Source organism: Streptomyces sp. NPDC060002, from assembly GCF_042737245.1.
GTDB lineage: Bacteria > Actinomycetota > Actinomycetes > Streptomycetales > Streptomycetaceae > Streptomyces.
In genome coordinates this window covers 1-21,156 of sequence record NZ_JBHWUW010000052.1, presented here as the reverse complement: position 1 = coordinate 21,156, position 21,156 = coordinate 1, and the positions used below count along the sequence as shown (strand labels likewise).

Genomic DNA, 21,156 nt, shown 5'->3' with positions numbered 1-21,156 from the left:
GGCGCATGGCACGGACGGGCTAGTCCTTGTGTCCACCCGGTGGCCGAAAATGCCTGTCCCGGCCCGCCCGGCGCCGGCTCATTCCTCCGCGATCCGCCCCGCGTAGATGTCGTCGGCGTCCGGCAGCCGCACCTCGACGGGCGCCCCGAAGTCGTACAACAGGGTCGTGGACGCCACCGCGACGGCCTCCTTCCGCTGCCCGTTCACAAAGCTGAACCGGTGCCGGACCTTGCGGATGCGCCCTTCGTCGTCGAGGTAGACGTCGAACGGCACCCGCACCGTGGCGAACCCTTTCGCCGCCGCCCGCAGCGCGTCCCGTCCGCCCGCCGACGCGTCGGCGGCGGCGGCCGCCAGATCGGCGGTCCCGCGGTAGTGCCGCACCGCCGTCCCCGCCACCTCGGTCCGCCCCACGTACGTCGCCGTACGCGTCCCCCGCAGCACCTCGGCGGCGGCGAACGGATCGGTGGCCCCGCCGGTCACGAGGTTCCCGTCGGACAGGGTGGCCGTCTCCACCCGCACCCACTTGTCGTCCGGCACCCCGGCCCCCCGGTTCTTCATGAACAGGGCTCCGGGTGCGAGGAGTTCGGTGATGGGACGGTGCTCACTGGTTCCGGCCGGATCCTGCGGCAGCAGCACCTTCAGCTCGCCGCGCTGCGTGCGGTAGTCGTACACGCCCTGGCCCCGGATGGTCACCCGGGTCCCGCCGGTGGCCATCTCCATCGACGTACGGGCCTTCGACGTGCCCGCCTCGACGAGGGCGTCGGCGGCCCGGTGCAACGTCTCGACGGGATCGGCCGCCCGGCCGTCCTCCGCGGCGGCACCGCCGGCGGAACACCCGGCGGCGCCCGCGCAGACCCCAGCCACGAGTCCCGAAAGGACCCTCGCACCCATCCGCCTGCGCCGCCGCTCCGCCATGGCCTGTGCACCCCCAACCGGTACGTCCGTCACAGGCTTGCTGTCGTTCCGGTTAACGACGGGTAAGTGCCCCCGTCACGCCGGTCCGAAGGCTTGCGACCGCCGTACGGGTTTATCGCCGATCCTGGGTAACGTTGTCCTTGTGACGCAGCAGGACGGCTCGGCCCGCCCCCGCACCGACGGGGAACACAGCACCACGACCGTCGAACAGGGCAGGTTCTGCCTGGCCCGCTGCACCTGCGGCTGGCGCGGCCCGGCCCGCAGGGCGAGAAGCACGGCGAGAGCGGACGGGGAACTGCACACGGGCGACTGACCGCCCGACACCGACCGCCCGACACGGACCCGCCGACACCGGCCGTCCGACCGGCTGACGTCACCGTTCCGTCACCGCCGGACCCTGCTGGAACCTGTGATCCCATGACCCCGTCTCGCTCCACGAGGCGGCATGCAGCCGACGGGCGGCCGAGGGAAGGCGCAAGGACATGGAACGGCGTACGTTCATCGCGGGCGGCACGGTCGGGGTCGCGACGGCAGCGACCGCGTGCAAGGCGAACGGCGGCAGCGCGGGCGCCTCCGCCTCCGCCACCGGGGACAGCAAGACGGCCCCCCTGACCACGACCAGCGTCGCCGCCCCCGCCAACTGGGCCGCGCTCGCCCGCGACCTCGACGGCACCCTGGTCCGCCCCGGCGAGGCCTCCTGGGCCGCGGCCCGCCAGCTCTACAACACCCGCTTCGACAGCCTCAAGCCGGCGGCGGTGGCGTACGTCGCCCACGCCGACGACATCCGCACGGTCCTGGCGTACGCCCGCGCCCACAAGATCAAGGCCGCGATCCGCAACGGCGGCCACTCCTACGGCGGCTGGTCCTCGGGCGACGGCCGGCTGATCGTCGACGTCTCCAGGCTGAACCGGGTCCGGGCGAGCGGCACTTCGGCCGTGGTCGGCGCGGGTTCGAAGCTGATCGACGTCTACCGGGCACTCGCCGCGAAGGGCGTGACGATCCCGGCGGGCTCCTGCCCGACGGTCGGCGTCTCCGGCCTGGTGCTGGGCGGCGGCCACGGCGTCGTCTCCCGCGCCTACGGCCTGACCTGCGACAGCCTCACCCGGGCCACGATCATCACCGCGGACGGCAAGCAGCTCACCGCCGACGCGACGACGAACAAGGACCTGTTCTGGGCCCTGCGCGGAGCCGGCAACGGCAACTTCGGCATCGTCACGGAGTTGGAGTTCAGGACCCACCCCGCGCCCCAGGCGGTGACGGGCTACCTCACCTGGCCCTGGTCGAAGGCGGCCGCGGTGGTGAAGGCCTGGCAGGAGTGGGGCCCGTCCCAGCCCGACGAGATCTGGTCCTCCCTCCACCTGGCGAACGCCACCGGCGGCACCCCCACCATCTCCGTCGCCGCGTTCTGCATCGGCACCTACGGCCAGCTCCAGAACGCGGTCGCCCGCCTCGCGGACCGGGTCGGCGCCCCCGCGACGAACGTCTCCCTCCGCCGCCGTACCTACGAGGCGGCGATGGAGATCTACGCCGGCTGCTCGTCGTTCTCCTCCGACGCCCAGTGCCATCTGCCGGGCTCGACGCCGGGCCGCTCCCCGCAGGGCGCGCTGGGCCGGGAGACGTACGCGGCCCGCTCGGACTTCTTCGACGTCTCGCTCTCGGCGGCGGGCATCCAGACCCTCCTCAAGCAGATGGCGTCGGTCCAGGGCGGCTCGGGCAGCATCGCCCTCACCGCGCTGGGCGGCGCGGTGAACCGGGTCTCGCCCACGGCCACGGCGTTCGTCCACCGCCGCTCGCGCATGCTGGCGCAGTACATCGGGGCCTGGCGGGCCGGCACGGCGGGGACGGCGGCCCAGTCCTGGCTGAACACGGCCCACAAGGCGATGGCCCCGTACGCCTCGGGCGCGGCCTACCAGAACTACGCGGACCCGACCCTGACGAACTGGCGCAAGGCGTACTACGGCGACGCGCTCGCGCGCCTGACCCAGCTGAAGAGGCAGTACGACCCGAACGGCTTCTTCAGCTATCCCCAAGCCCTCTGACGTACCGCGGCTTCTTCAGCTGTCCCCAGGCCTCCGGCGTACCGCGGCTTCTTCAGCTGTCCCCAGGCCTCCGGCGTACCGCTCTAGGCCGCGAGGTCCCGCTCCTCGGCGGCGACCTCGGTCCGCGCCCCGGGGACGAGCCCGTCCCGCTGCCCGGTCCGGGCGGCCCGGCTGCGCACGACCCAGCCGGCCCGGGGCGACCGGTCGACGGCCTTCAGCACGGGGGTGAGCAGCATGGAGGCGACGGGCGACAGCAGCAGAGCCACCGCGGTGCCGAGCGCGAACCCGCCGACGACGTCCGTCGGATAGTGCACCCCCATGAAGATCCGGCAGAACCCCTCGAGCAGGGCGATCCCTATCCCGGCGAGCCCGAACCTGCGGTGGGCGACGAACAGCCCGACGGCCATGGCCATCGTGAGGGTGGCGTGGTCGCTCACGAAGGAGAAGTCGGTCTTGCCGGAGACGAGCACCTCCAGCCCCTGATGATCGAGAAAGGGCCGGGGCCGCTCCACGAATCCCCGTATGGGCACGTTCACCAGCACGGCGACGCCGGCGGCGAGCGGCGCCCAGATCAGGGCGGCGACGGAGGACGCGGCCTCCTCGGCCCCGCCGGGCCGCCGTCTGACCCCCCACCAGCACCACACGATCAGCAGCAGCATGGCGAGGAGCAGTCCGTACTCGCCCACGAACTCGACGGTCCGGTCGAGCCAGTGCGGAGCGTCCTTGGCGAGCCCGTTGATGTCATAGAGCAGGTCGACGTCGGGGTTCGACCCGGATTCGGCGAGTCCAGCCATGGTGCTGCGGCCCCTTCGTCGTGTTCTGCTCGGCGCACCTCACATGCGCCCGCTCCAACAGGAACGCACGGCCCCGGTTGATACGTTCCACTCTCCACTGAATGATCACTCAGACGTTATCGAAGAGAGATAGATCGCCGCAGCTCAGGGGCCAGGTACGGAGATCCTTCAGACGCTCGTGGGGAGCGCTTTCGCGCCATCTTCGGTGACGCGCGTGGCCCCGAAGTACTCGGCCGTGTCGATGGGGTCGAACCGGATGACGGCCCCGGTGTAGGGCGCGTTGATCATGTACCCGCCCCCCACGTAGATCCCCACGTGGTGGATGGCCCGCGAGTTGTTCGGATCGGTGGAGAAGAACACCAGGTCCCCCGGCAGCAGCTCGCTGCGCTGCGGATGCGGCCCCGCGTTGTACTGGTCGTTGGCGACCCGCGGCAGCGTGATCCCGACGCTCTCGTACGCGGCCTTGGACAGCCCGGAGCAGTCGAACCGTCCGCCCTGGTCAGCCGTGCCGTTGCCGCCCCAGAGATAGGGCGTGCCGAGCTTCTTCTGGGCGTAGTAGATGGCCCCCGCGGCCTGCTCCGACGGATCCACCCGGCTGACCGGTGCGGCGAAGGACTCCGCCAGAGTCGTGATCGTCTTCACGTAGTTCTGGGTCTCCTTGTACGGCGGCACACCCCCGTACCTGATGACCGCGTAGGCCCCTGCGTTGTACGAGGCCAGCATGTTGTTCGTGGCGTCCCCGGGGACGTCCTTGACGTACGAGGCGAGCTGGCAGTCGTACGACGCGGCCGACGGGATCGCGTCATTCGGGTCCCAGACGTCGCGGTCGCCGTCACCGTCGCCGTCGATGCCGTGCGTGGCCCAGGTGCCCGGGATGAACTGCGCTATCCCCTGCGCGGCGGCGGCGCTCTGCGCCCTCGGGTTGAACCCGCTCTCCTGGTAGAGCTGGGCGGCGAGCAGCGCGGGGCTGATGGCGGAGCACAGGTTGCCCCACTTCTGCACGAGCGTCTGGTAGGCGGCGGGCACGGCGCCCTTGGCCAGTGCCCTGCCCGCACCGCCCACCCCGTTCGTGGCGCTCCCGCCGACGAGGTACACCCCGATGACGAGCGCCATCATGAAGGCGGCGCCGGCACTGACGGCAGCGGTCGCCACGATCCACGCCTTACGCACCGTCAACCGCCCCTCGCCGCCCGGGAGTCCGCCCCCGACAGTGTAGAGGCGGCTCCCGCGCCACGGGGTGATCGCGAACAGCGTCGGGCCCGACTTCTGCGCGAGTCACCGCCGGGGCGCGCCCAACGGGTCGTGCAAAGGGCGGGCATGGGACAGCCCAAGCACCCGCCATCGGCCGGCCTCGGATTCCCCATCCGTCGCCATGATCGGGCAACGCGGGCACCGGGGTCGGGGCTCGGACATACGTTCCCTCCCGTGATCACCGAAGACACCTCCCCCACCACCGCCCGCCGCGCCCTGCTGCGCGGTGGCATGGCCGGGGCCGTGGCCCTGGGCGGCGCGGCCCTCGGCACCGCCCACGCGTCCGCCGCCACCCCCACCCCTACCCCCACGCCCGGCGCCGGCCCCCGCACCACGCCCCGCCCCGGCACGGCCGAGGAGGCCTTGCGGGAACTGGCGGCCGGCAACCGCCGCTGGCGCACCTTCCGCGAGCGGCACCCGGACGAAACACCGTCCGTCCGGGCCGGCCTGACGGCAGGTCAGCAGCCGTTCGCCCTCGTCCTCGGCTGCATCGACTCCCGGGTGCCGCCCGAGCTGGTCTTCGACCAGGGCCTGGGCGATCTGATGACCGTCAGGAGCGCGGGCGAGGTCCTCGACGAGGCCGTGCTCGGCAGCGTCGCGTACGGCGTGCTCGAACTGGACATACCCCTGGTCGTGGTCCTCGGCCACCAGTCGTGCGGCGCCGTGAAGGCGGCCGTCCAGGCGGACCTCACCGGCACGCGGCTCCCCGACCACATCCAGTACCTGGCCGACCGGATCACCCCGTACATCGACCGCTCGAAGGAGGGCGACGCCCGCGTCGACTCGACCATCGACGCCAACATACGAGCCGTCCGCTCCCGCCTCGCCGCCGAACCCGACCTCGCCGCGAAGATCTCCGCCGGCGAACTGGCCGTCGTCGGCGCGCGCTACGAACTGACCACCCAGCTCGTCCACCGCATCGCGTGACGCCTCAGGGGTCGGAGGCCGCGTCCCGGTAGAGCTCCGCGGCCTCCGGCCCCAGGACCACGCTGTACGAGATGTCGGCCGTCGCCCCGCCCTGTTCGTGCCCGCCGAGGACGCCGACCACCTCCCCGTCGCCGTTCACCCAGGGGCTGCCGCTGGTCCCGCCGGTGAGGTCGGGGCAGTCGATGCGCTGCTGGGTGGAGTTGTGGGCGGTGGGCCGGTTCGCGCAGCGGACCGGCACCTCGACGGAGTCGGGATAGCCGGTGACGGTCACGGCGGTCGCCCCGGTGGTCGTACGCGTGGCGAGCCGGTTGCCGCCGACCAGGTCCTCGACGTCCTCACCGCCCCGCCCTTCGAGGACGGCGAACGCCACATCGCTGTCCTCGTCCTGCCCCTGCGCCCACCCGTCGGGCAGGAAGACCCGCTCGACCCGCCAGAACCCGTGGGGGGCCTCGCCGTCCCGGTAACCGGGGGCGAAGGCCAGCTCGCCCCCCTCGCCGAGGCAGTGCGCGGCGGTGACGACGAGGTCGTGGTGCGGACTGTGCACGACGGAGGCGGTGCAGAAGTGTTCACCGGCGAGTTTCCCGGCCGCGGCGTCGGCGGCGGTGAACAGCGCGCCGACCCGCGCGGACTGCGCCGTGGACGCCGCGACGGCCGTCACCCCCAGGGGCCCGGGCCCACCGTCGGCGGCCGCCTCGGAGGCGGAGGTGACGGCCAGCAGCACGACCGCACCGAGCAGGGCGTTTCGCTTCATCGGGTTCACTGTGTCCCACGAAGGTGAGAGAAACGTCAGACGCATGATTCCCCCACGACGCTACCCGCACTCCGCCCCCGGCACCTTTCCTCCGTGGCGGGGTCTACCGTGGGCAGGTGGCTGACATCCCCTCCGACCTCATCTGGACCCGCGCCGCCCCGCCGGACGCGACCGGACCCGGCCCCTGGATCGAGATCGCCTTCGGCGAGGGAGACGACGGCGAGGCTCCCGTCCATCTCCGCGTGACCAGCGACCCGGGGAACGTCGTCACGACGAACCGAAGAAAGTGGGACGCGTTCGTACTGGGCGTCCAGGCGGGCGAATTCGACCACTTCGTCGAGGGCGTACTGGAAAACGACGGGAACGAATAGCGCGTCGGCATACCGAAGGGCCCCGCGGGCAATGGCCGACGGGGCCCTTCGTGCCGGTTTTCCGCCTACCAGCGGTACCAGCGGCCCTTGCGGCCGCCGTGTCCGGCGGGTCGGACCACGAAGCCCACCAGCCAGACCGCCAGAACGATGACGGCTATCCACCACAGGGCCTTGAGGGCGAACCCGGCACCGAAAAGGATCAGGGCGAGAAGCAGAACAACAAGCAGGGGAACCATGATTATCAACCTCCGATGAATCATGTGCCCCCCGAAATCCCCTTCACGCCCTCAAATCTTGAATGCATATGCGCGAGATTCCCGGGAATACGGATCGCCCGAAATACGGCTGGCCGGAGTCACAGAAAGCGGCGGATGGGCAGGACGGCGACCTCTCGTGCCCGCTGCAGCGCGGAACGCCGCTTCCAGCGCCCCTCCCGGATCAGCGCGGCGGACTTCAGGTCCTCGTCGAAGTGGCCGTCGAGCGTGGCCGTGAACTCCTGGTCCAGCACGGCGAGCATGATCTCCTCGTCGTGGTCCAGGGACCTGCGGTTGAAGTTGGTCGAACCCACCAGCGCGGCGACGCCGTCGACGGTGATGACCTTGGCGTGCATCATCGTCGGCTGGTACTGGTAGATCTTCACGCCACAGGCGGTGAGGTCCTCGTAGTAGTGCTGGCCGGCCAGCTGGCAGACCCGCTTGTCGGTGTGCGGGCCGGGCAGCAGGATCTCCACCTCCACGCCCCGCCGGGCGGTGGCGCACAGCAGTTCGATGAAGAAGACGTCCGGTGAGAAGTAGGCGGTGGCCAGCCGGAAGCGGTCCTCGGCCGACTCCAGCATCACCCGGATCAGGGTCTGCATGTCCTGCCAGCCGAAGCTGGCCGACCCGCGCACCACCTGCACCACCGCGTCGCCCTGCGGACGGTGCGGGACGAACCGGTCGCAGTCGTCGAAGAGCTCGTCGTGGCATTCGGCCCAGTTCTGCGCGAAGGCGGCGGCCACGCCGTCCACGGCCGGCCCACGGACCTCCACATGGGTGTCGCGCCACTCCCGCTCGTTGCGGGCGTTGCCGCACCACTCCTCGGCGATGCCGACCCCGCCGGTGAACGCCGTCTGCTCGTCCACGACGAGGACCTTGCGGTGGCAGCGGTGGTTCTGCTTGAAGGGCGACAGGGTCAGCGGTCTGCGGAACCAGGCCACCTGCACCCCGGCCCGCTCCATCTCCGCCAGCAGTTCCTTCTCGATCAGCCGGCTGCCGAACCCGTCCAGCAGCAGCCGCACCCGCACGCCGTCCCGGGACCGGTCGGCCAGCGCCCGCGCGAACTCGCGGGCGATGTCTCCCCTCCAGTACACGAACGTCATCATGTCCACGGTGTGCTCGGCGGACCGGATGGCCTCCAGCATCGCCGGAAAGATCTCGTCCCCGTTGCGCAGGGCGGTGAGTGCGTTGCCCTCGGTCGCCGGATTGCCGATCAGCCGCTCCAGGCGGCGCCGTATCCGTGCGGCGCGCTCCTGGACCCGCTCCGGTGCCGACGCGTCGGCGGCGGAGGCGGTCAGCTCGGGCCGGTCCTGCGTACTGGTCATGACGTCACCTGGCCGGCGCCCACAGAAGACAAAGGAGCCGCGCTGCCCGGTCCGGCACGGGACGCGGCGAGCAGACTTTACTCCGGCACCACAGCCCGCCCGGGCGCGGCGTCCACCCGCCCACCGACCCCCCTCACCCTCGGTGACGATCCGCACGCCCGGCGTGAGACGAGGGCGTTTGCCGTTACCGGCCGCGAAAGGAGCGCTCTGCGAGAATGTGACGTATGACTGTGCGTCGTACGACCGTGCGGAGCAGGAACCACGTGACGGTGTCCGGCCACGCCGGAGGCCCGGTCGTGATGCTGGCGCACGGATTCGGCTGCGACCAGAACATGTGGCGTCTGGTGGTGCCGCTCCTGGAACGCGACTTCACCGTGGTGGCCTTCGACCATGTGGGAGCCGGGCGCTCCGATCTGTCGGCGTGGAGCGAGGAGCGCTACGCCACGGTGGGGGGCTACGCCGAGGACGTGCTGGAGATCTCCCATGAGCTGGCGCTCGGCCCCGTGACGTTCGTGGGGCACTCGGTGAGCGCGATGATGGGCGTGCTGGCCGCGGCCCGGGAGCCGGAGGCGTTCGCCGGTCTGGTGCTGCTCGCCCCGTCGCCGTGTTTCATCGACGATCCGGCCACCGGCTACCGCGGCGGGTTCAGCGCCGAGGACATCGATGAACTCCTGGGATCGCTGGACGCGAACTATCTGGGCTGGTCAGGCACCATGGCCCCGGCCATCATGGGCAATCCCGAGCGCCCGGAACTGGGTGCGGAACTGACCAACAGCTTCTGCCGCACCGACCCGGAGATCGCCCGCGTCTTCGCCCGGGTGACGTTCCTGTCCGACAACCGCGACGACCTCGCCGAGGTCACTGTTCCCACACTGGTCGCGCAGTGCTCCAGCGATGCGATAGCGCCCCCGGAGGTGGGAGTCTTCGTGCAGTCCCGCATCCCCGGAAGCCGGCTGGTCACCCTGGACGCGACCGGCCACTGCCCCCAGCTCGCCGCACCGGAGGAAACGGCTGCCGCGATCATCGACTTCGTCAGAGCCCTGCGATGATGTCCGGGGCCGGCGACGGAGACGGCGAGAGCGGCGGACAGCCGCGCCCCGAGAAGCAGCCGCGCGACGGCCGGACGGTGTCCTCCCCGCTGCTCGAGGACAGTGCCGAGGACCTGTACGAGCACGCGCCGTGCGGCTTCCTCTCCACCCTGCTGGACGGCACGATCGCAAAGATCAACACGACCCTGCTGGACTGGCTCGGCTACGCCCGCGGCGATCTGGTGGGCCGCAGGACCTTCTCCGACCTGCTCACCGTAGGGGGCCGTCTCTACCACGAGACCCACTTCGGCCCGCTGCTGCGCATGCAGGGCGAGATCAGCGGGATCGCCCTGGAGCTCAAGGCGGCGGACGGCAGCCGGCTGCCCGTGCTGGTCACGTCCACGGTCAAGTCCGGCAGTGACGGGCAGCCCATGCTGATCCGCACCACCGTCTTCGACGCCCTCGACCGGCGCGCCTACGAGACCGAACTGCTGCGCGCCCGGCAGGAGGCGGAACGCGAACGCGAGGAGCTCAAGCGCCTCAACGCCACCCTGCAGCAGACCCTGCTGCCTCCGGCGCTGGTGAGTGTGCCAGGACTGGACGTGGACGCGTACTACCACATCGCCTCGCCCGACAAGGTCGGCGGCGACTTCTACGACCTCTTCCCGCTCGCCGCGGGGACGTGGGGGCTGTTCCTCGGCGACGTGTGCGGCAAGGGCGCCGCGGCGGCGGCCGTCACCTCCCTGGCCCGCTACACCCTGCGTGCCGCCGCCGTCTACGACCCTGACCCGGCCGCCGTCCTGAGCAACCTCAACACCGTCCTCAACCACGAGTACAACGGCGACGACCCCCGGTTCTGCACCGTCATCTTCGGGCTGCTCACCCCCGACACCGACCACGGCGGCTTCCGCGTCACCCTGGCCGGCGGCGGCCACCCCCCGGCCCTGCTCCTGCGGGCGGACGGAAGCGCCGACCCCCTGGACACCCCCGGCGGACAGCTCATCGGGGTTCTGCCCGACGCCCACATCGCCACCAGGACCGTCCACCTCGAGGCGGGCGACACCCTGCTGCTGCACACCGACGGCCTCACCGAAGCCCACACAGCCGCGAACAGCGACGACGACCGCTACGGGGACGAAGCGCTCCTCGACTTCGCCCAGGCTCTCGCGCCCACCACCGCGACCGGCGCCGTCGCCGCGATCCGCGACCTGCTCGACACCTTCGGCGCCGGCGTCGACGACGACACCGCCGTCCTCGCCATCAGCGTGCCCCCGCCTGCCGGCGAAGAGCAGCGGTAAGTCGGCTCACCACCCACACCCGGGCCACCGCGCAGGCAGCCGAAGCCGCCCGGACCCGCACCGCCCCGCGCCCCGTGTCACGTCCCCCGCCACGCCCCATGCCACGCCCCGTGTCACGTCCCTGAGGCGACCACGCCGAAATCCGCACCCGTCCCCCGCGTCCCCACGCCCCGGCCGTGACAGCGTCAGTCTCGCCCGTGCCGTGCCCCGGCTCCGGAGGGCGTCCGCGCGGAAGAGGGCGACCCGGCGGGCCCGAGGTCAAGCGCCGTCCATCGCCGGACCATCCGCCCGCCATTGATCAGCAATCCCCGAACCCCCTTCAGTAAGGCGGAAGTCAGGATTCCGCCACCCGTCTTGTTGTCGCGTACTCAACAAGGGAACAGTCGTCGGCGGGCCGCCGCCCGCCACCGGGGACCACGTACCGGTGGCACGCACCACCCCCCACCCGCACCGCCCCTGTCACCCCGTCTTCAGGAGCTGTCCGTTGCGTACGACGACTTCCCCCGACTCCGCCGCCATATCCGGCAGATGGCGCCGCATCGGCGCCTCGGCCCTCGGCGCCGCCGCCCTCGTGCTCGCCGGATTCGGCACCGCGGCCCACGCGAGCGCGGCACCCACGATCACCCCCAAGGCCTCGCCCCCCAAGGTCACTTGGGCGGCCACCCCCTGCGCCACCCCCCGGCACAAAGGCGACCTGGCCTGCCACTCCTTCCGCGTGACCGGCGGCACCACGGCCTTCCAGAAGGAACGCGCCGCCGAGACCGGCAAGACCGCCAAGGTCACCCCGAAGGATGCCGCCGCGAGCCCCACCGGCTACGGCCCCTCCGACCTCCAGGACGCCTACGGCCTGACCGACGCCGCCTCGGACAACGGCTCCGGCGAGACCATCGCCGTCGTCGACGCCTACGACGACCCGAACGCCGCCGCCGACCTCGCCAAGTACCGCACGTACTACGGCCTGCCCGCCTGCACGGTCGCCAACGGCTGCTTCAAGAAGGTGAGCCAGAGCGGCTCCACCACCTCCCTCCCCGGCGCCGACAGCGGCTGGGCCGAGGAGGAGTCCCTCGACCTCGACATGGTCAGCGCGGTCTGCCCGAACTGCAGCATCCTGCTCGTCGAGGCCACCTCCTCGTCCATGGCCAACCTCGGCAAGGCCGTGAACGAGGCCGTCACCCTGGGCGCGAAGTTCGTCTCCAACAGCTACGGCGGCTCGGAGTCCTCCTCGGACACGTCGTACGACACCTCGTACTTCAAGCACGCGGGCGTCGCCATCACCGTCAGCGCGGGCGACGAGGGCTACGGCGCCGAATACCCGGCCGCCTCCAAGTACGTGACGTCCGTCGGCGGCACCGCCCTGTCCACGTCCTCCACGACCCGCGGCTGGACCGAGAAGGTCTGGAACACCAGTTCCACCGAGGGCACCGGCTCCGGCTGCTCCGCCTACGACGCCAAGCCGACCTGGCAGACCGACACCGGGTGCGCCAAGCGCACCGTCTCCGACGTCTCGGCCGTGGCCGACCCCGCGACCGGCGTCTCGGTCTACGACTCCTACGGCGTCACCGCCGGCTGGTACACCTTCGGCGGCACCAGCGCCTCCGCGCCCGTCATCGCCGCGGTCTACGCCCTCGCCGGCACCCCCGGCAGCAGCGACTACCCGGCCTCCTACCCCTACGCGGCCGCCGGCACCTCCGCCCTGAACGACGTCACCAGCGGCAGCAACGGCACCTGCTCCAGCAGCACCGCCTACCTCTGCACCGCCAAGTCCGGCTACGACGGCCCCACCGGCCTCGGCACCCCGGAGGGCACGGACGCCTTCACCGGCTGACCCGTCGTCAGCGGAACGGCCACGAACAACCACGCCGGCCACAACAGAACAGCCACCGTGGGCCGTGGGGGCCACACGTGGTGAAAGGGCGAACGGGCCTCGGCATCCAGCCGCGGCCCGTTCGCCATGCCCGGTGTGCGCCACGTCGTGAGAACATCGAAACGTACGCTCACCCGACCAGCCGTCAGAAACGGCGCGGGCCGTGAAGTGGGCTAACGACGGAACCACACCACAGGTTCCGCTCCGGCCTCATTGCCCGGCGTGACCTGCCGTGATACACAGAGTGACCATACGAGCTATTCGTACGAATCCGGTCCGTCAATGGCGCCAAGTCGACATACGACGGCGACTTTGTCGGCGAGAATGAGGCGTGACCTCTGCACACCCGCGGAGGCTCCGCGGAACTACCCACCAGGGGCGGTGACTTACATGCTGTTTGCGGCCGACAAGGGCGACATCAACACCATCATCGGCGGGATCGCTCCGGACTGGGGGCCCTTCGGCAGCCTGGGCAACGAGGCCAAGGTGATGATCGAGGTCGTGATGGCGGTCGCCATCCTCCTCTGCCTCGGCATCGCCATCTGGGGCGCGGCCAAGCAGCGCATCGGCGCGACCGCCCTGCGGGACACCTTCAGTGCGGAACAGGGCAAGGGCCTCATCATCGCCGGGCTGACGGGGGTCTTCATCATCGGCTCCCTCGGGACGCTGTTCACCATCGTGTACGGCATGGCCGTGTAGCCGCGGCCTCCGCACCACCCCCAGTCCCGTCCGGGCACGCCCGGCCCACCACCCCCACCCACCTGTCGTGCCCACCGGCTGAGGTTGCGTTTCCCTGATGTCCCTGATGTCGAGTCACCACACCGCGCCCGCGCGGGAACCAGCACGGCTACCGTCGTACTTGTACGTGTCCCGGTACGGCAGCGAGGGGGCCTACGCGGCATGACTCCCGGCGACGAACACGACTACGGCGAATCCGCGCGCTCCGACGACGGGCACGGGTACGGCCGGACCCGCCTCCGGCTGCCCGAGAACGACCCCTACGGCGGTGCCCGCAGAGGCGGCGGCCGCTCGTCCTCCCGGAGCCTGGTCACGGTGGTCGGCGTCGTCGTCCTCCTCATCGCGGCGATCGCCTTCGCGAACCGCGGAGGAGACGATCCCTCGTCGACCCCGGCCGACGGCCCGACCGCCGACAAGCCGGACGCGACGAGCACGGCAGCCACCGGAACCAAGCCGGTGAACACGAAGACGGGCGGCATCCCGACGGGGTACGCGCACGATGCGCAAGGTGCTCAGAGCTCTGCGGCCAACTACGCCGTGGCCCTGGGCTCGGCGGACATGTTCCTCACGGACCTGCGGCACCAGATCGTCGACACCGTGTATGCGCCCGACATCGCAGTCTCCAAACAGGCCGCGCTGGACACCGCGTACTCGAGTGCGACGTTCCTCGGCAACATCGGGCTCGACAAGGACGGCACCGCCCCGGACGGCCAGGCCTTCGTGTCCCGGGTCATCCCCGTCGGCACCAAGGTCACGGCATCCAGCGCGAGCAACGCCACCGTCGAGGTCTGGTACACCTCGCTCTTCGGCCTGTCGGGCGAAGCCTCGACCAACCCCGTCTCCGAGAGCTGGTTCACCACCACCTACCAGCTCCGATGGACCAACAACGACTGGAAGGTCACCGACTTCCAGCAGAAGGACGGGCCCGTCCCGGTCGGGCGCGATCAGCAGGCCTCCACCGCCGACGACATGACGAAGGCCGTTGAGGAGTTCGGAGGGTTCACCTATGCGCGCTAAGCACCTCTCCCTCAAGGTGACGGCCGCCCTGGCCGCCGTTCAGACGACCGCGGTGCTGACGGCCACCCGTGCTTTCGCCGCGCCGACGCCCAGCCCGTCCCCCTCCGCCTCGTCGAGTGAAAGTGCGTGCAGCGAACTCATCCGGGGCCCCGCCAGGGACTACTGCGAAAAGGGCGAGAACCCCTCCTCCACCACCAACCCCGGCGTCTCCGACACCCTCGACCCCCTCTCCTCCCTCGCCAAGGGCTGTGCCGACGCCGCGTCCTGGACCGTCGACAAGCTCAGCGAGGCCGTCAAGGACACCGCGAACGTCGACTTCACCAACGAGCGGTTCCTCAAGCAGTACGCCGTCGTCTTCGCCGCCTCGACCGTCCTGACCCTCCTGCTGTGGCTGCTGGCCGTCGCCAAGAGGGCGGTGCGCGGAGTTCCCCTCACCACCGCCATCGGCGAAGCCGTCGGCTTCCTCTGGCTGACCGTCCTGGCCTCCGCCTTCACCCCTCTCATCCTCTACACCGTCGTCTCCGCCACGGACGGCATCACCGACGTCCTCGCGAAGACCACCGGCAACCAGACCGACACGTTCTTCGGCACCTTCTCCGCGGCCCTCTCCAAGGGCGAGGACATCGGCGGCGGCCCGATCATGCTGATCGTGGTGTCCCTGGTGTCGATCCTCGCGGCCGGAGTGCTGTGGCTGGAGCTCGTCATCCGGGCCGCCCTCCTCTACGTGGGCGCCCTGCTCGGCACGGTCGTCTACGCGGGCCTGGTCGACAAGAACCTGTGGAGTCACGTCCGCCGCTGGGCCGGCATCATGATCGCCGTCATCCTGGTCAAACCGGTCATCGTGATAGTGCTCGGCCTGGCCGGCGCGCTGTCCTCCGCCGACGGCCCGAACGCCTTCTCCGCCGTCGTCTCCGGCCTCTCCATCATCCTGCTCGCCATCTTCGCCAGCGCGATGATCTACCGCTTCGTCCCCGGCTTCGGCGACGAGATCGCGGGCTCCCGCAACAACCGCATCATGCAGGGCGCCGAGGGCAAGGCGGCGGCCGTCATCAGCTCCCCGGCGACCCTCGTCGCCCAGGGCATCAAGACGCACAGCACCCGTGCGGACAACAACGGCGGCGGCCAGTCCGGATCCTCCGGCGCCCGCCCCTCCAACCCCGCCTCCGGCGGAGTCGCCGCGCACAGTTCGCGCACCTCGAACGGGGGCGGCGGATCTGTTCCCTCCGCCGCACCCGCCCCCCGCGCGAGCAGCCCGGTCAACACCCCGCACGCGAGCAACACCCGCAACAGCAGCAACAACCGCACGGGAGGTGAAGGGCGTTGACGGCTGATTCCCACGTGTCCCACGCGATCACGCCCCGCCGGACATATCTGATCGGCCGCGCCCGGCCGAACGCGATCGTCGGCCGCAACCGCGAGACCGGCGAGATCGCGCTCATCGTCGTCGGCGCGTTCCTCGGCATGATGTGCGGCCTCCTCGTCCCCGTCCTCGCCCTGCGGATCGTGCTGCTGAGCGGCTTCCCGATGATCGCGCTGGCCGCCGTCTACGTGCCGTACAAGCGCCGCACGTTCTACAAGTGGTTCGAGATCAACCGCAGTTACAAGCGCACCCTCCGCCGGGGCACGGCCTACCGCTCGACGGTCATGGAGGCGGGCACCCGCCTCGACGGCCAGGAGATCGAGATCGGCCCGCCCCCGGGGATCGGCCGCATCAGCTGGCTGGCCGCCCCCTTCGGCCCCGACGAGATCGCCGTTCTCCTGCACGCCGACCGCCGTACCGTGACGGCCGCCATCGAGATCGAGGGCCCGGGCGTCGGCCTGCGCGACAGCGAGGACCAGGAGGCCCTGGTCGACCGCTTCGGCACCCTCCTCAAGCACGTGGCCAACGGCGACGGCTTCGTCACCCGGCTTCAGATGCTCGCCCGCACCCTCCCCGCCGACCCCGACGCGCACGCCAAGGACGTCGCCGTCCGCGGGGACGAGAGGTCCCCCGACTGGCTGGCCCGCTCCTACGACCAGCTCCAGTCCATGGTGTCCACGAGCAGCGAGCAGCACCGCGCCTACCTCGTCGCCTGTATGCACTACACCCGCGAACTGGCCGCCGAGGCCCACGCCATGGCCCGCGCCGCCCGCCCCCGGTCGGGCCGCAAGCTGGACCGGGACGCGGGCCTCGCGGTGGTCATGGCCCGCGAGCTGACGGACATCTGCTCCCGCCTCCAGGAGGCGGACATCCGTGTCCGCCAGCCCCTGGGCCAGGGCCGGCTGTCCTCCCTCGTCCACTCCATGTACGACCCGGACCACCCCATCGACCACATCCAGGCGATGACGAAGCGCAACGCCTGGCCGGCCGAACTGGACGCCATGGAGCCCACGTACCTCCAGGCCAAGACCCGCGAGTCGTCCACCCGTGCCCCCTGGTGCCATGCCACGGCCTGGGTGAAGGAGTGGCCGATGACCCCGGTGGGCGTCAACTTCCTGGCACCGCTCCTCGTCCACACCCCGGACGTCATCCGCACCGTCGCCGTGACCATGGACCTCGAACCCACCGAGGTCGCCATCGAACGCATGCTGACGGAGAAGACGAACGACGACGCCGAGGCTAGCCGCGCCGCCAAGATGAACCGCACCGTCGACCCACGCGACGTGGCGGCCCACTCCCGCCTCGACCAGCGCGGCGAGGACCTGGCGTCCGGCGCGGCCGGCGTGAACCTGGTCGGCTACATCACCGTCTCCTCCCGCAATCCCGAGGCCCTCGCCCGCGACAAACGCACGATCAGGGCGTCGGCCGGCAAGTCGTACCTCAAGCTCGAATGGTGCGACCGAGAGCATCACCGGGCGTTCGTGAACACCCTCCCGTTCGCCACCGGAATCCGAAGGTAGGGGCTGATGAGCTGATGCGGGATCCGCTGTCCATCCTCACGGACGCCTTCACCTCCTTCCTCTTCGGCAAGGTCGAGACGACCCGGCTGCCGGTACGCACCTCCACGGGCCAGGCCCAGGCGGTGTACCTGCCCACGGCCGCTCCCGGTCTCGGCGACTCCGGCGTCATCATCGGCCGCGAGGTCTACTCCGGAAAGGGCTACATCTACGACCCCTTCCAGCTGTACGGCCAGCAGCTCCCCGCCCCGCACTGGCTGGTCCTGGGCGAGTCCGGAAACGGCAAGTCGGCGCTGGAGAAGACCTACGTCCTGCGGCAGCTGCGCTTCCGCGACCGCCAGGTCGTCGTCCTGGACGCACAGGGCGAGGACGGCGTCGGCGAATGGAACCTCATCGCGCAGGCGCTGGGAATAACTCCTATCCGCCTGGACCCGACGGCCGCCCTGGACCACGGCATCCGCCTCAACCCGCTGGACCCGTCGATCACCACGACCGGCCAGCTCGCGCTGCTGCGCACCATCATCGAGGTGGCGATGGGCCACGGCCTGGACGAGCGCTCCGGTTTCGCGCTCAAGGTCGCCCACGCCTACGTCAACGAGACGATCGTGGAACGCCAGCCGGTGCTGACCGACATCGTCGAACAGCTGCGCCACCCCGAGCCGGAGTCGGCGGAGGCGATGAACGTCGCCATAGACGACGTACGGGCCTGGGGCCTGGACGTGGCACTGGTCCTGGACCGCCTGGTCGACGGTGACCTCAGGGGCATGTTCGACGGCCCCACGACAGTGGGCATCGACCTGGACGCTCCGCTGATCGTGTTCGATCTGTCCCACATCGACCGCAACTCGATCGCCATGCCGATCCTGATGGCGATCGTCGGGGTCTGGCTGGAACACACCTGGATCCGCCCCGACCGGAAGAAGCGCATCTTCCTGGTCGAGGAGGCCTGGCACATCATCAACAGCCCCTTCGTGGCGCAGCTGTTCCAGCGACTGCTGAAGTTCGGCCGTCGCCTCGGCCTGTCGTTCGTGGCGGTCGTCCACCACCTGTCCGACGTCGTGGACGGAGCGGCGGCGAAGGAAGCCGCGGCCATCCTGAAGATGGCGTCGACACGGACGATCTACGCCCAGAAGGCGGACGAGGCGAGGGCGACGGGCCGGGTCATCGGCCTGCCACGGTGGGCGGTGGAGATCATCCCCACCCTCACTCCGGGCATCGCGGTCTGGGACGTCAACGGCAATGTGCAGGTGGTGAAACACCTGATCACCGAGACGGAACGGCCACTGGTCTTCACCGACCGGGCGATGACGGAGTCCTCCACCGACCGCACCATGTCCGACGACGACGCACTGCTCGCCGCCGAACTGGAACAGGAACGACGAGCGGCGGCCTTCATGGAACAGCACCTGGCCGACCTGGACGGCTCGTCCGAGTCGACGGTGGCGTAGCGCGGGAGAAGGGGTCGCCATGAGACCGGGAGACGAGCAGCGCCGCGACAGCCACGGCCACGGCCACGGCCAGGGAGGCATCCCCGACGGCCTGCTGGTCGGCATACTCGCGTTCCTGCTCGGCATGACCCTGCTGGTCTGGACGGCGACCGGCCTGGCAGCCTTCTTCTCCCACGGCGCCTGGCCCTCGGCCGTCACCTTCACCCGCACCCCGCTGGCCATGCGGCACCTCATCGCGAAGCCCCACGACATCCCCGGCGCCTGGCCGGAAGCGGAGGCCGCGGACTTCTCGGGCTACGGACTGTTCTGGGGCCTGTTCATCGGCCAGGTGATGATCCTCCTCGTCCTCACGGTGTTCGTGATGGGGACACTCGCCCGCTGGAGGGCGGTACGGGCGAGAAAACGCGCGGGCCTGTCACCGACGCCCGCTCAGGAGACCGTGACGCCGCCGACGCACCACGAGGTGCCGACCCAGCGGATCGAGACCGGGCCCAGGACGGACGTCGAATCGCCGGCTGCGGCGCCGACGCAGACCCTTCAGCCGACGCCGGCCGCGCAACACGCCTCGCTCTCGCCGTCCCCTCAGTCGCAGCAGCCGCAGCAGCCCTCGGTACCCGCTGTCCTGTCTCCGGCCGCTCCAGGTGAACGGGCGGCCGGCTGGGAAGCCATCCGCTTCGAGGGTGCGGCGCACTACGTCCCGCCGGAAACCCGCTACGCGACCGCGGCCCAGGCCATCCGCGACGCCGAGGGCCCCGCCCTCATCCTCACCTCCAGCCCCACCCTCTGGCAGGAGACCAAGGACGCCCGAGCCAAACTGGGCCCGGTCCACCTCTACGACCCCGGCCACCTCTGCGACACCCCGGCCCGCCTCCACTGGTCCCCATCCACGGGCTGCGAGGACAGACAGACCGCCGCCTCTCGGGCGGCGGCGCTCCTCGCCCCCGTCCGGCCCGCCTCACGGCTCGACCAGGCGGTCAGCGACACCGCAGAAACCCTCCTGCGCAGCTACCTGCACGCCGCGGCCATCGACGGCCGCACCATCCGCCACGTCCACCGCTGGTCCCAGGGCACCGGAATCCAGGAAGCCGTCCGCACCCTCCGGACCAACCCCAAGGCCGCCCCGGGGGCGGCAGGCGAACTCGAGGCCGCCCTCACCGCCCACCCCGAACGCCGGGACATCGCCCAGGAACTGACGTCCCGTGCCCTCTCCTCCCTCTCCACGGTCAACATCCGCGAGGCGTGCACTCCCAACCGAACTGACTCCCTCGCCTTGGATTCCTTCGTGGACGAAGGGGGAAGTCTCTATGTGCTCGGTGAATCAATCGAGGACCCCAGGACCAGTCCCGGCGCGATGCCGCTCCTGACGGCCCTCGTCTCCAGCGTGGTCGAGCGCGGCCGGCGCATGGCCGAACGGTCATCCTCCGGTCGCCTCGACCCACCAATGTCCCTGGTCCTCGACGATGTGGCGGCCGTGGCCCCCATCCCCCAGCTCCCGGACCTCCTGGCCACCGGCACCGACCGCGGTCTGCCGACCCTGGCCCTGCTCCGTTCCCGCGAACAGGCCAAGGCCCGCTGGCCGCACCACGACCTACCGGTCTGACGCCCCGGCACGATCGAGGACGAACTCGAACTCGGCCTCCCCGGTGCCCTGCCCCGACGGCACGGTCCGCCTGCTCGGCAGGAACCCCGCTTTGCGGTACGCCCCCTGCGCCCGCAGATTCTTCTCGTGGACGATGAGCCGCACCCGCTCGAGCCCCAGCCCCCAGGCCCAGTCCACGGCGGTGTCGAGGAGCGCGCGAGTCATCCCGCCACCACGCCATTCGTCCCGCACATAGACCCCGACGACGTGCCCCTGCCGCCGTTCCACGGGGCAACCGGCCCAGTCGACGGTCCCCGCCTCCTCCACGAGCATGGTGACCGTCCCCGCCCACTGCCCGTCCTCCGCCTCGGCGACGAACTGCCGCACGCCGGCAGAACCCTCGGCCGCCCCGGCCGCCCGCTCCTGCCAGAAAGCGTCGGGCCGCGCCGCAGCCACCTCGTACGTCTCAAGAAAGGCGATGGGCGCCGCCGGATCCCTGAGCGCGAGCAACCGCAGAGCCTTCACCGAGGCCCATTCTTCGGCCCGTACGGCCCGGACCATATACGTGTACATGCAAAGCACCGTAACGCAGAAAACCCCCGCACCATAAGGTGCGGGGGTTTCCCGTAATATTTGTTCGGCGGTGTCCTACTCTCCCACAGGGTCCCCCCTGCAGTACC

Annotated in this window: 20 protein-coding genes; 13 read left to right on the top strand and 7 right to left on the bottom strand. The window is 70.8% G+C overall.

What is annotated here, in order from left to right:
• Window positions 1–78: 78 nt before the first annotated feature.
• Complete coding sequence (locus tag ACFWBD_RS32995) at window positions 79–915, bottom strand: hypothetical protein (protein WP_385674996.1); 837 nt, start codon at window positions 913–915, stop codon at window positions 79–81.
• Between the two features lie 142 nt (window positions 916–1,057).
• Here ACFWBD_RS32995 and ACFWBD_RS32990 point away from each other — a divergent pair, with 142 nt between their 5' ends.
• Window positions 1,058–1,228, top strand: a complete 171-nt coding sequence (locus ACFWBD_RS32990; protein ID WP_385674993.1) for a hypothetical protein — start codon at window positions 1,058–1,060, stop codon at window positions 1,226–1,228.
• A 169-nt stretch (window positions 1,229–1,397) separates the two neighbouring features.
• The gene (locus ACFWBD_RS32985; protein ID WP_385674990.1) at window positions 1,398–2,954 is read left to right on the top strand and encodes an FAD-binding oxidoreductase; all 1,557 of its coding nucleotides are present in this window, start codon (window positions 1,398–1,400) and stop codon (window positions 2,952–2,954) included.
• 83 nt (window positions 2,955–3,037) lie between these two features.
• On the opposite strand, the gene ACFWBD_RS32980 is transcribed toward ACFWBD_RS32985, so the two are convergent.
• A complete protein-coding gene (locus ACFWBD_RS32980) occupies window positions 3,038–3,748 on the bottom strand; it encodes a phosphatase PAP2 family protein (RefSeq protein ID WP_385674987.1) in 711 nt (236 codons plus the stop codon).
• 168 nt (window positions 3,749–3,916) lie between these two features.
• Window positions 3,917–4,924 carry an NlpC/P60 family protein gene (locus tag ACFWBD_RS32975; protein WP_385674984.1) on the bottom strand — a complete coding sequence of 336 codons (1,008 nt, stop codon included), beginning with the start codon at window positions 4,922–4,924 and terminating at the stop codon, window positions 3,917–3,919.
• Window positions 4,925–5,230: 306 nt separating this feature from the next.
• Here ACFWBD_RS32975 and ACFWBD_RS32970 point away from each other — a divergent pair, with 306 nt between their 5' ends.
• On the top strand, window positions 5,231–5,926 hold the full coding sequence (locus tag ACFWBD_RS32970; protein ID WP_385675102.1) for a carbonic anhydrase: 696 nt from the start codon (window positions 5,231–5,233) through the stop codon (window positions 5,924–5,926).
• Window positions 5,927–5,930: 4 nt separating this feature from the next.
• Here the strand turns inward: ACFWBD_RS32970 and ACFWBD_RS32965 are convergent, their stop codons facing one another.
• Complete coding sequence (locus tag ACFWBD_RS32965; protein WP_385674981.1) at window positions 5,931–6,677, bottom strand: trypsin-like peptidase domain-containing protein; 747 nt, start codon at window positions 6,675–6,677, stop codon at window positions 5,931–5,933.
• A gap of 116 nt (window positions 6,678–6,793) precedes the next feature.
• On the opposite strand from ACFWBD_RS32965, the gene ACFWBD_RS32960 reads away from it, so the two are divergent.
• Window positions 6,794–7,048 carry a DUF397 domain-containing protein gene (locus ACFWBD_RS32960; RefSeq protein ID WP_385674977.1) on the top strand — a complete coding sequence of 85 codons (255 nt, stop codon included), beginning with the start codon at window positions 6,794–6,796 and terminating at the stop codon, window positions 7,046–7,048.
• A 65-nt stretch (window positions 7,049–7,113) separates the two neighbouring features.
• Here the strand turns inward: ACFWBD_RS32960 and ACFWBD_RS32955 are convergent, their stop codons facing one another.
• The gene (locus ACFWBD_RS32955) at window positions 7,114–7,284 is read right to left on the bottom strand and encodes a hypothetical protein (protein ID WP_028807375.1); all 171 of its coding nucleotides are present in this window, start codon (window positions 7,282–7,284) and stop codon (window positions 7,114–7,116) included.
• A 119-nt stretch (window positions 7,285–7,403) separates the two neighbouring features.
• A complete protein-coding gene (locus ACFWBD_RS32950; protein ID WP_385674974.1) occupies window positions 7,404–8,627 on the bottom strand; it encodes a phosphatidylserine/phosphatidylglycerophosphate/cardiolipin synthase family protein in 1,224 nt (407 codons plus the stop codon).
• 224 nt (window positions 8,628–8,851) lie between these two features.
• Between ACFWBD_RS32950 and ACFWBD_RS32945 the strand changes: the two genes are divergently transcribed.
• From ACFWBD_RS32945 to ACFWBD_RS32905, 9 genes are all read left to right on the top strand, one after another.
• Window positions 8,852–9,676 (top strand): alpha/beta fold hydrolase, encoded by an 825-nt coding sequence (locus ACFWBD_RS32945; protein WP_385674971.1) that lies wholly within the window; start codon window positions 8,852–8,854, stop codon window positions 9,674–9,676.
• Window positions 9,676–10,953, top strand: a complete 1,278-nt coding sequence (locus ACFWBD_RS32940) for a SpoIIE family protein phosphatase (protein WP_385675099.1) — start codon at window positions 9,676–9,678, stop codon at window positions 10,951–10,953. Before ACFWBD_RS32945 ends, ACFWBD_RS32940 begins: the two co-directional genes overlap by 1 nt.
• A 484-nt stretch (window positions 10,954–11,437) precedes the next feature.
• Complete coding sequence (locus ACFWBD_RS32935) at window positions 11,438–12,778, top strand: peptidase S8 (protein ID WP_385674968.1); 1,341 nt, start codon at window positions 11,438–11,440, stop codon at window positions 12,776–12,778.
• Between the two features lie 429 nt (window positions 12,779–13,207).
• Entirely contained in the window at window positions 13,208–13,516 is a 309-nt protein-coding gene (locus tag ACFWBD_RS32930; protein WP_003991275.1) for a hypothetical protein, read from the top strand.
• 201 nt (window positions 13,517–13,717) lie between these two features.
• Entirely contained in the window at window positions 13,718–14,572 is an 855-nt protein-coding gene (locus ACFWBD_RS32925; RefSeq protein WP_385674965.1) for a hypothetical protein, read from the top strand.
• Window positions 14,562–15,896: a hypothetical protein gene (locus ACFWBD_RS32920; RefSeq protein ID WP_385674962.1), complete on the top strand. Its 1,335-nt coding sequence runs from the start codon at window positions 14,562–14,564 to the stop codon at window positions 15,894–15,896. The genes ACFWBD_RS32925 and ACFWBD_RS32920 overlap by 11 nt, the downstream gene beginning before the upstream one ends.
• Window positions 15,893–17,452 (top strand): SCO6880 family protein, encoded by a 1,560-nt coding sequence (locus tag ACFWBD_RS32915; RefSeq protein WP_385674959.1) that lies wholly within the window; start codon window positions 15,893–15,895, stop codon window positions 17,450–17,452. Before ACFWBD_RS32920 ends, ACFWBD_RS32915 begins: the two co-directional genes overlap by 4 nt.
• A 14-nt stretch (window positions 17,453–17,466) precedes the next feature.
• Complete coding sequence (locus ACFWBD_RS32910) at window positions 17,467–18,897, top strand: ATP-binding protein (protein WP_351766832.1); 1,431 nt, start codon at window positions 17,467–17,469, stop codon at window positions 18,895–18,897.
• Between the two features lie 19 nt (window positions 18,898–18,916).
• Complete coding sequence (locus tag ACFWBD_RS32905) at window positions 18,917–20,497, top strand: type IV secretory system conjugative DNA transfer family protein (protein WP_385674956.1); 1,581 nt, start codon at window positions 18,917–18,919, stop codon at window positions 20,495–20,497.
• Here ACFWBD_RS32905 and ACFWBD_RS32900 read toward each other — a convergent pair.
• Window positions 20,486–21,049 carry a GNAT family N-acetyltransferase gene (locus ACFWBD_RS32900; RefSeq protein ID WP_385674953.1) on the bottom strand — a complete coding sequence of 188 codons (564 nt, stop codon included), beginning with the start codon at window positions 21,047–21,049 and terminating at the stop codon, window positions 20,486–20,488. The genes ACFWBD_RS32905 and ACFWBD_RS32900 overlap by 12 nt on opposite strands.
• Window positions 21,050–21,156 lie beyond the last annotated feature (107 nt).

What these genes read in the sequence shown, in the direction of transcription:
- ACFWBD_RS32995 (WP_385674996.1), bottom strand. Translation starts at nt 915, where the DNA reads ATGGCGGAGCGGCGGCGCAGGCGGATGGGTGCGAGGGTCCTTTCGGGA.
- ACFWBD_RS32985 (WP_385674990.1), top strand. Translation starts at nt 1,398, where the DNA reads ATGGAACGGCGTACGTTCATCGCGGGCGGCACGGTCGGGGTCGCGACG.
- ACFWBD_RS32980 (WP_385674987.1), bottom strand. Translation starts at nt 3,748, where the DNA reads ATGGCTGGACTCGCCGAATCCGGGTCGAACCCCGACGTCGACCTGCTC.
- ACFWBD_RS32970 (WP_385675102.1), top strand. Translation starts at nt 5,231, where the DNA reads ATGGCCGGGGCCGTGGCCCTGGGCGGCGCGGCCCTCGGCACCGCCCAC.
- ACFWBD_RS32965 (WP_385674981.1), bottom strand. Translation starts at nt 6,677, where the DNA reads ATGAAGCGAAACGCCCTGCTCGGTGCGGTCGTGCTGCTGGCCGTCACC.
- ACFWBD_RS32955 (WP_028807375.1), bottom strand. Translation starts at nt 7,284, where the DNA reads ATGGTTCCCCTGCTTGTTGTTCTGCTTCTCGCCCTGATCCTTTTCGGT.
- ACFWBD_RS32950 (WP_385674974.1), bottom strand. Translation starts at nt 8,627, where the DNA reads ATGACCAGTACGCAGGACCGGCCCGAGCTGACCGCCTCCGCCGCCGAC.
- ACFWBD_RS32945 (WP_385674971.1), top strand. Translation starts at nt 8,852, where the DNA reads ATGACTGTGCGTCGTACGACCGTGCGGAGCAGGAACCACGTGACGGTG.
- ACFWBD_RS32940 (WP_385675099.1), top strand. Translation starts at nt 9,676, where the DNA reads ATGTCCGGGGCCGGCGACGGAGACGGCGAGAGCGGCGGACAGCCGCGC.
- ACFWBD_RS32930 (WP_003991275.1), top strand. Translation starts at nt 13,208, where the DNA reads ATGCTGTTTGCGGCCGACAAGGGCGACATCAACACCATCATCGGCGGG.
- ACFWBD_RS32925 (WP_385674965.1), top strand. Translation starts at nt 13,718, where the DNA reads ATGACTCCCGGCGACGAACACGACTACGGCGAATCCGCGCGCTCCGAC.
- ACFWBD_RS32920 (WP_385674962.1), top strand. Translation starts at nt 14,562, where the DNA reads ATGCGCGCTAAGCACCTCTCCCTCAAGGTGACGGCCGCCCTGGCCGCC.
- ACFWBD_RS32910 (WP_351766832.1), top strand. Translation starts at nt 17,467, where the DNA reads ATGCGGGATCCGCTGTCCATCCTCACGGACGCCTTCACCTCCTTCCTC.
- ACFWBD_RS32905 (WP_385674956.1), top strand. Translation starts at nt 18,917, where the DNA reads ATGAGACCGGGAGACGAGCAGCGCCGCGACAGCCACGGCCACGGCCAC.
- ACFWBD_RS32900 (WP_385674953.1), bottom strand. Translation starts at nt 21,049, where the DNA reads ATGTACACGTATATGGTCCGGGCCGTACGGGCCGAAGAATGGGCCTCG.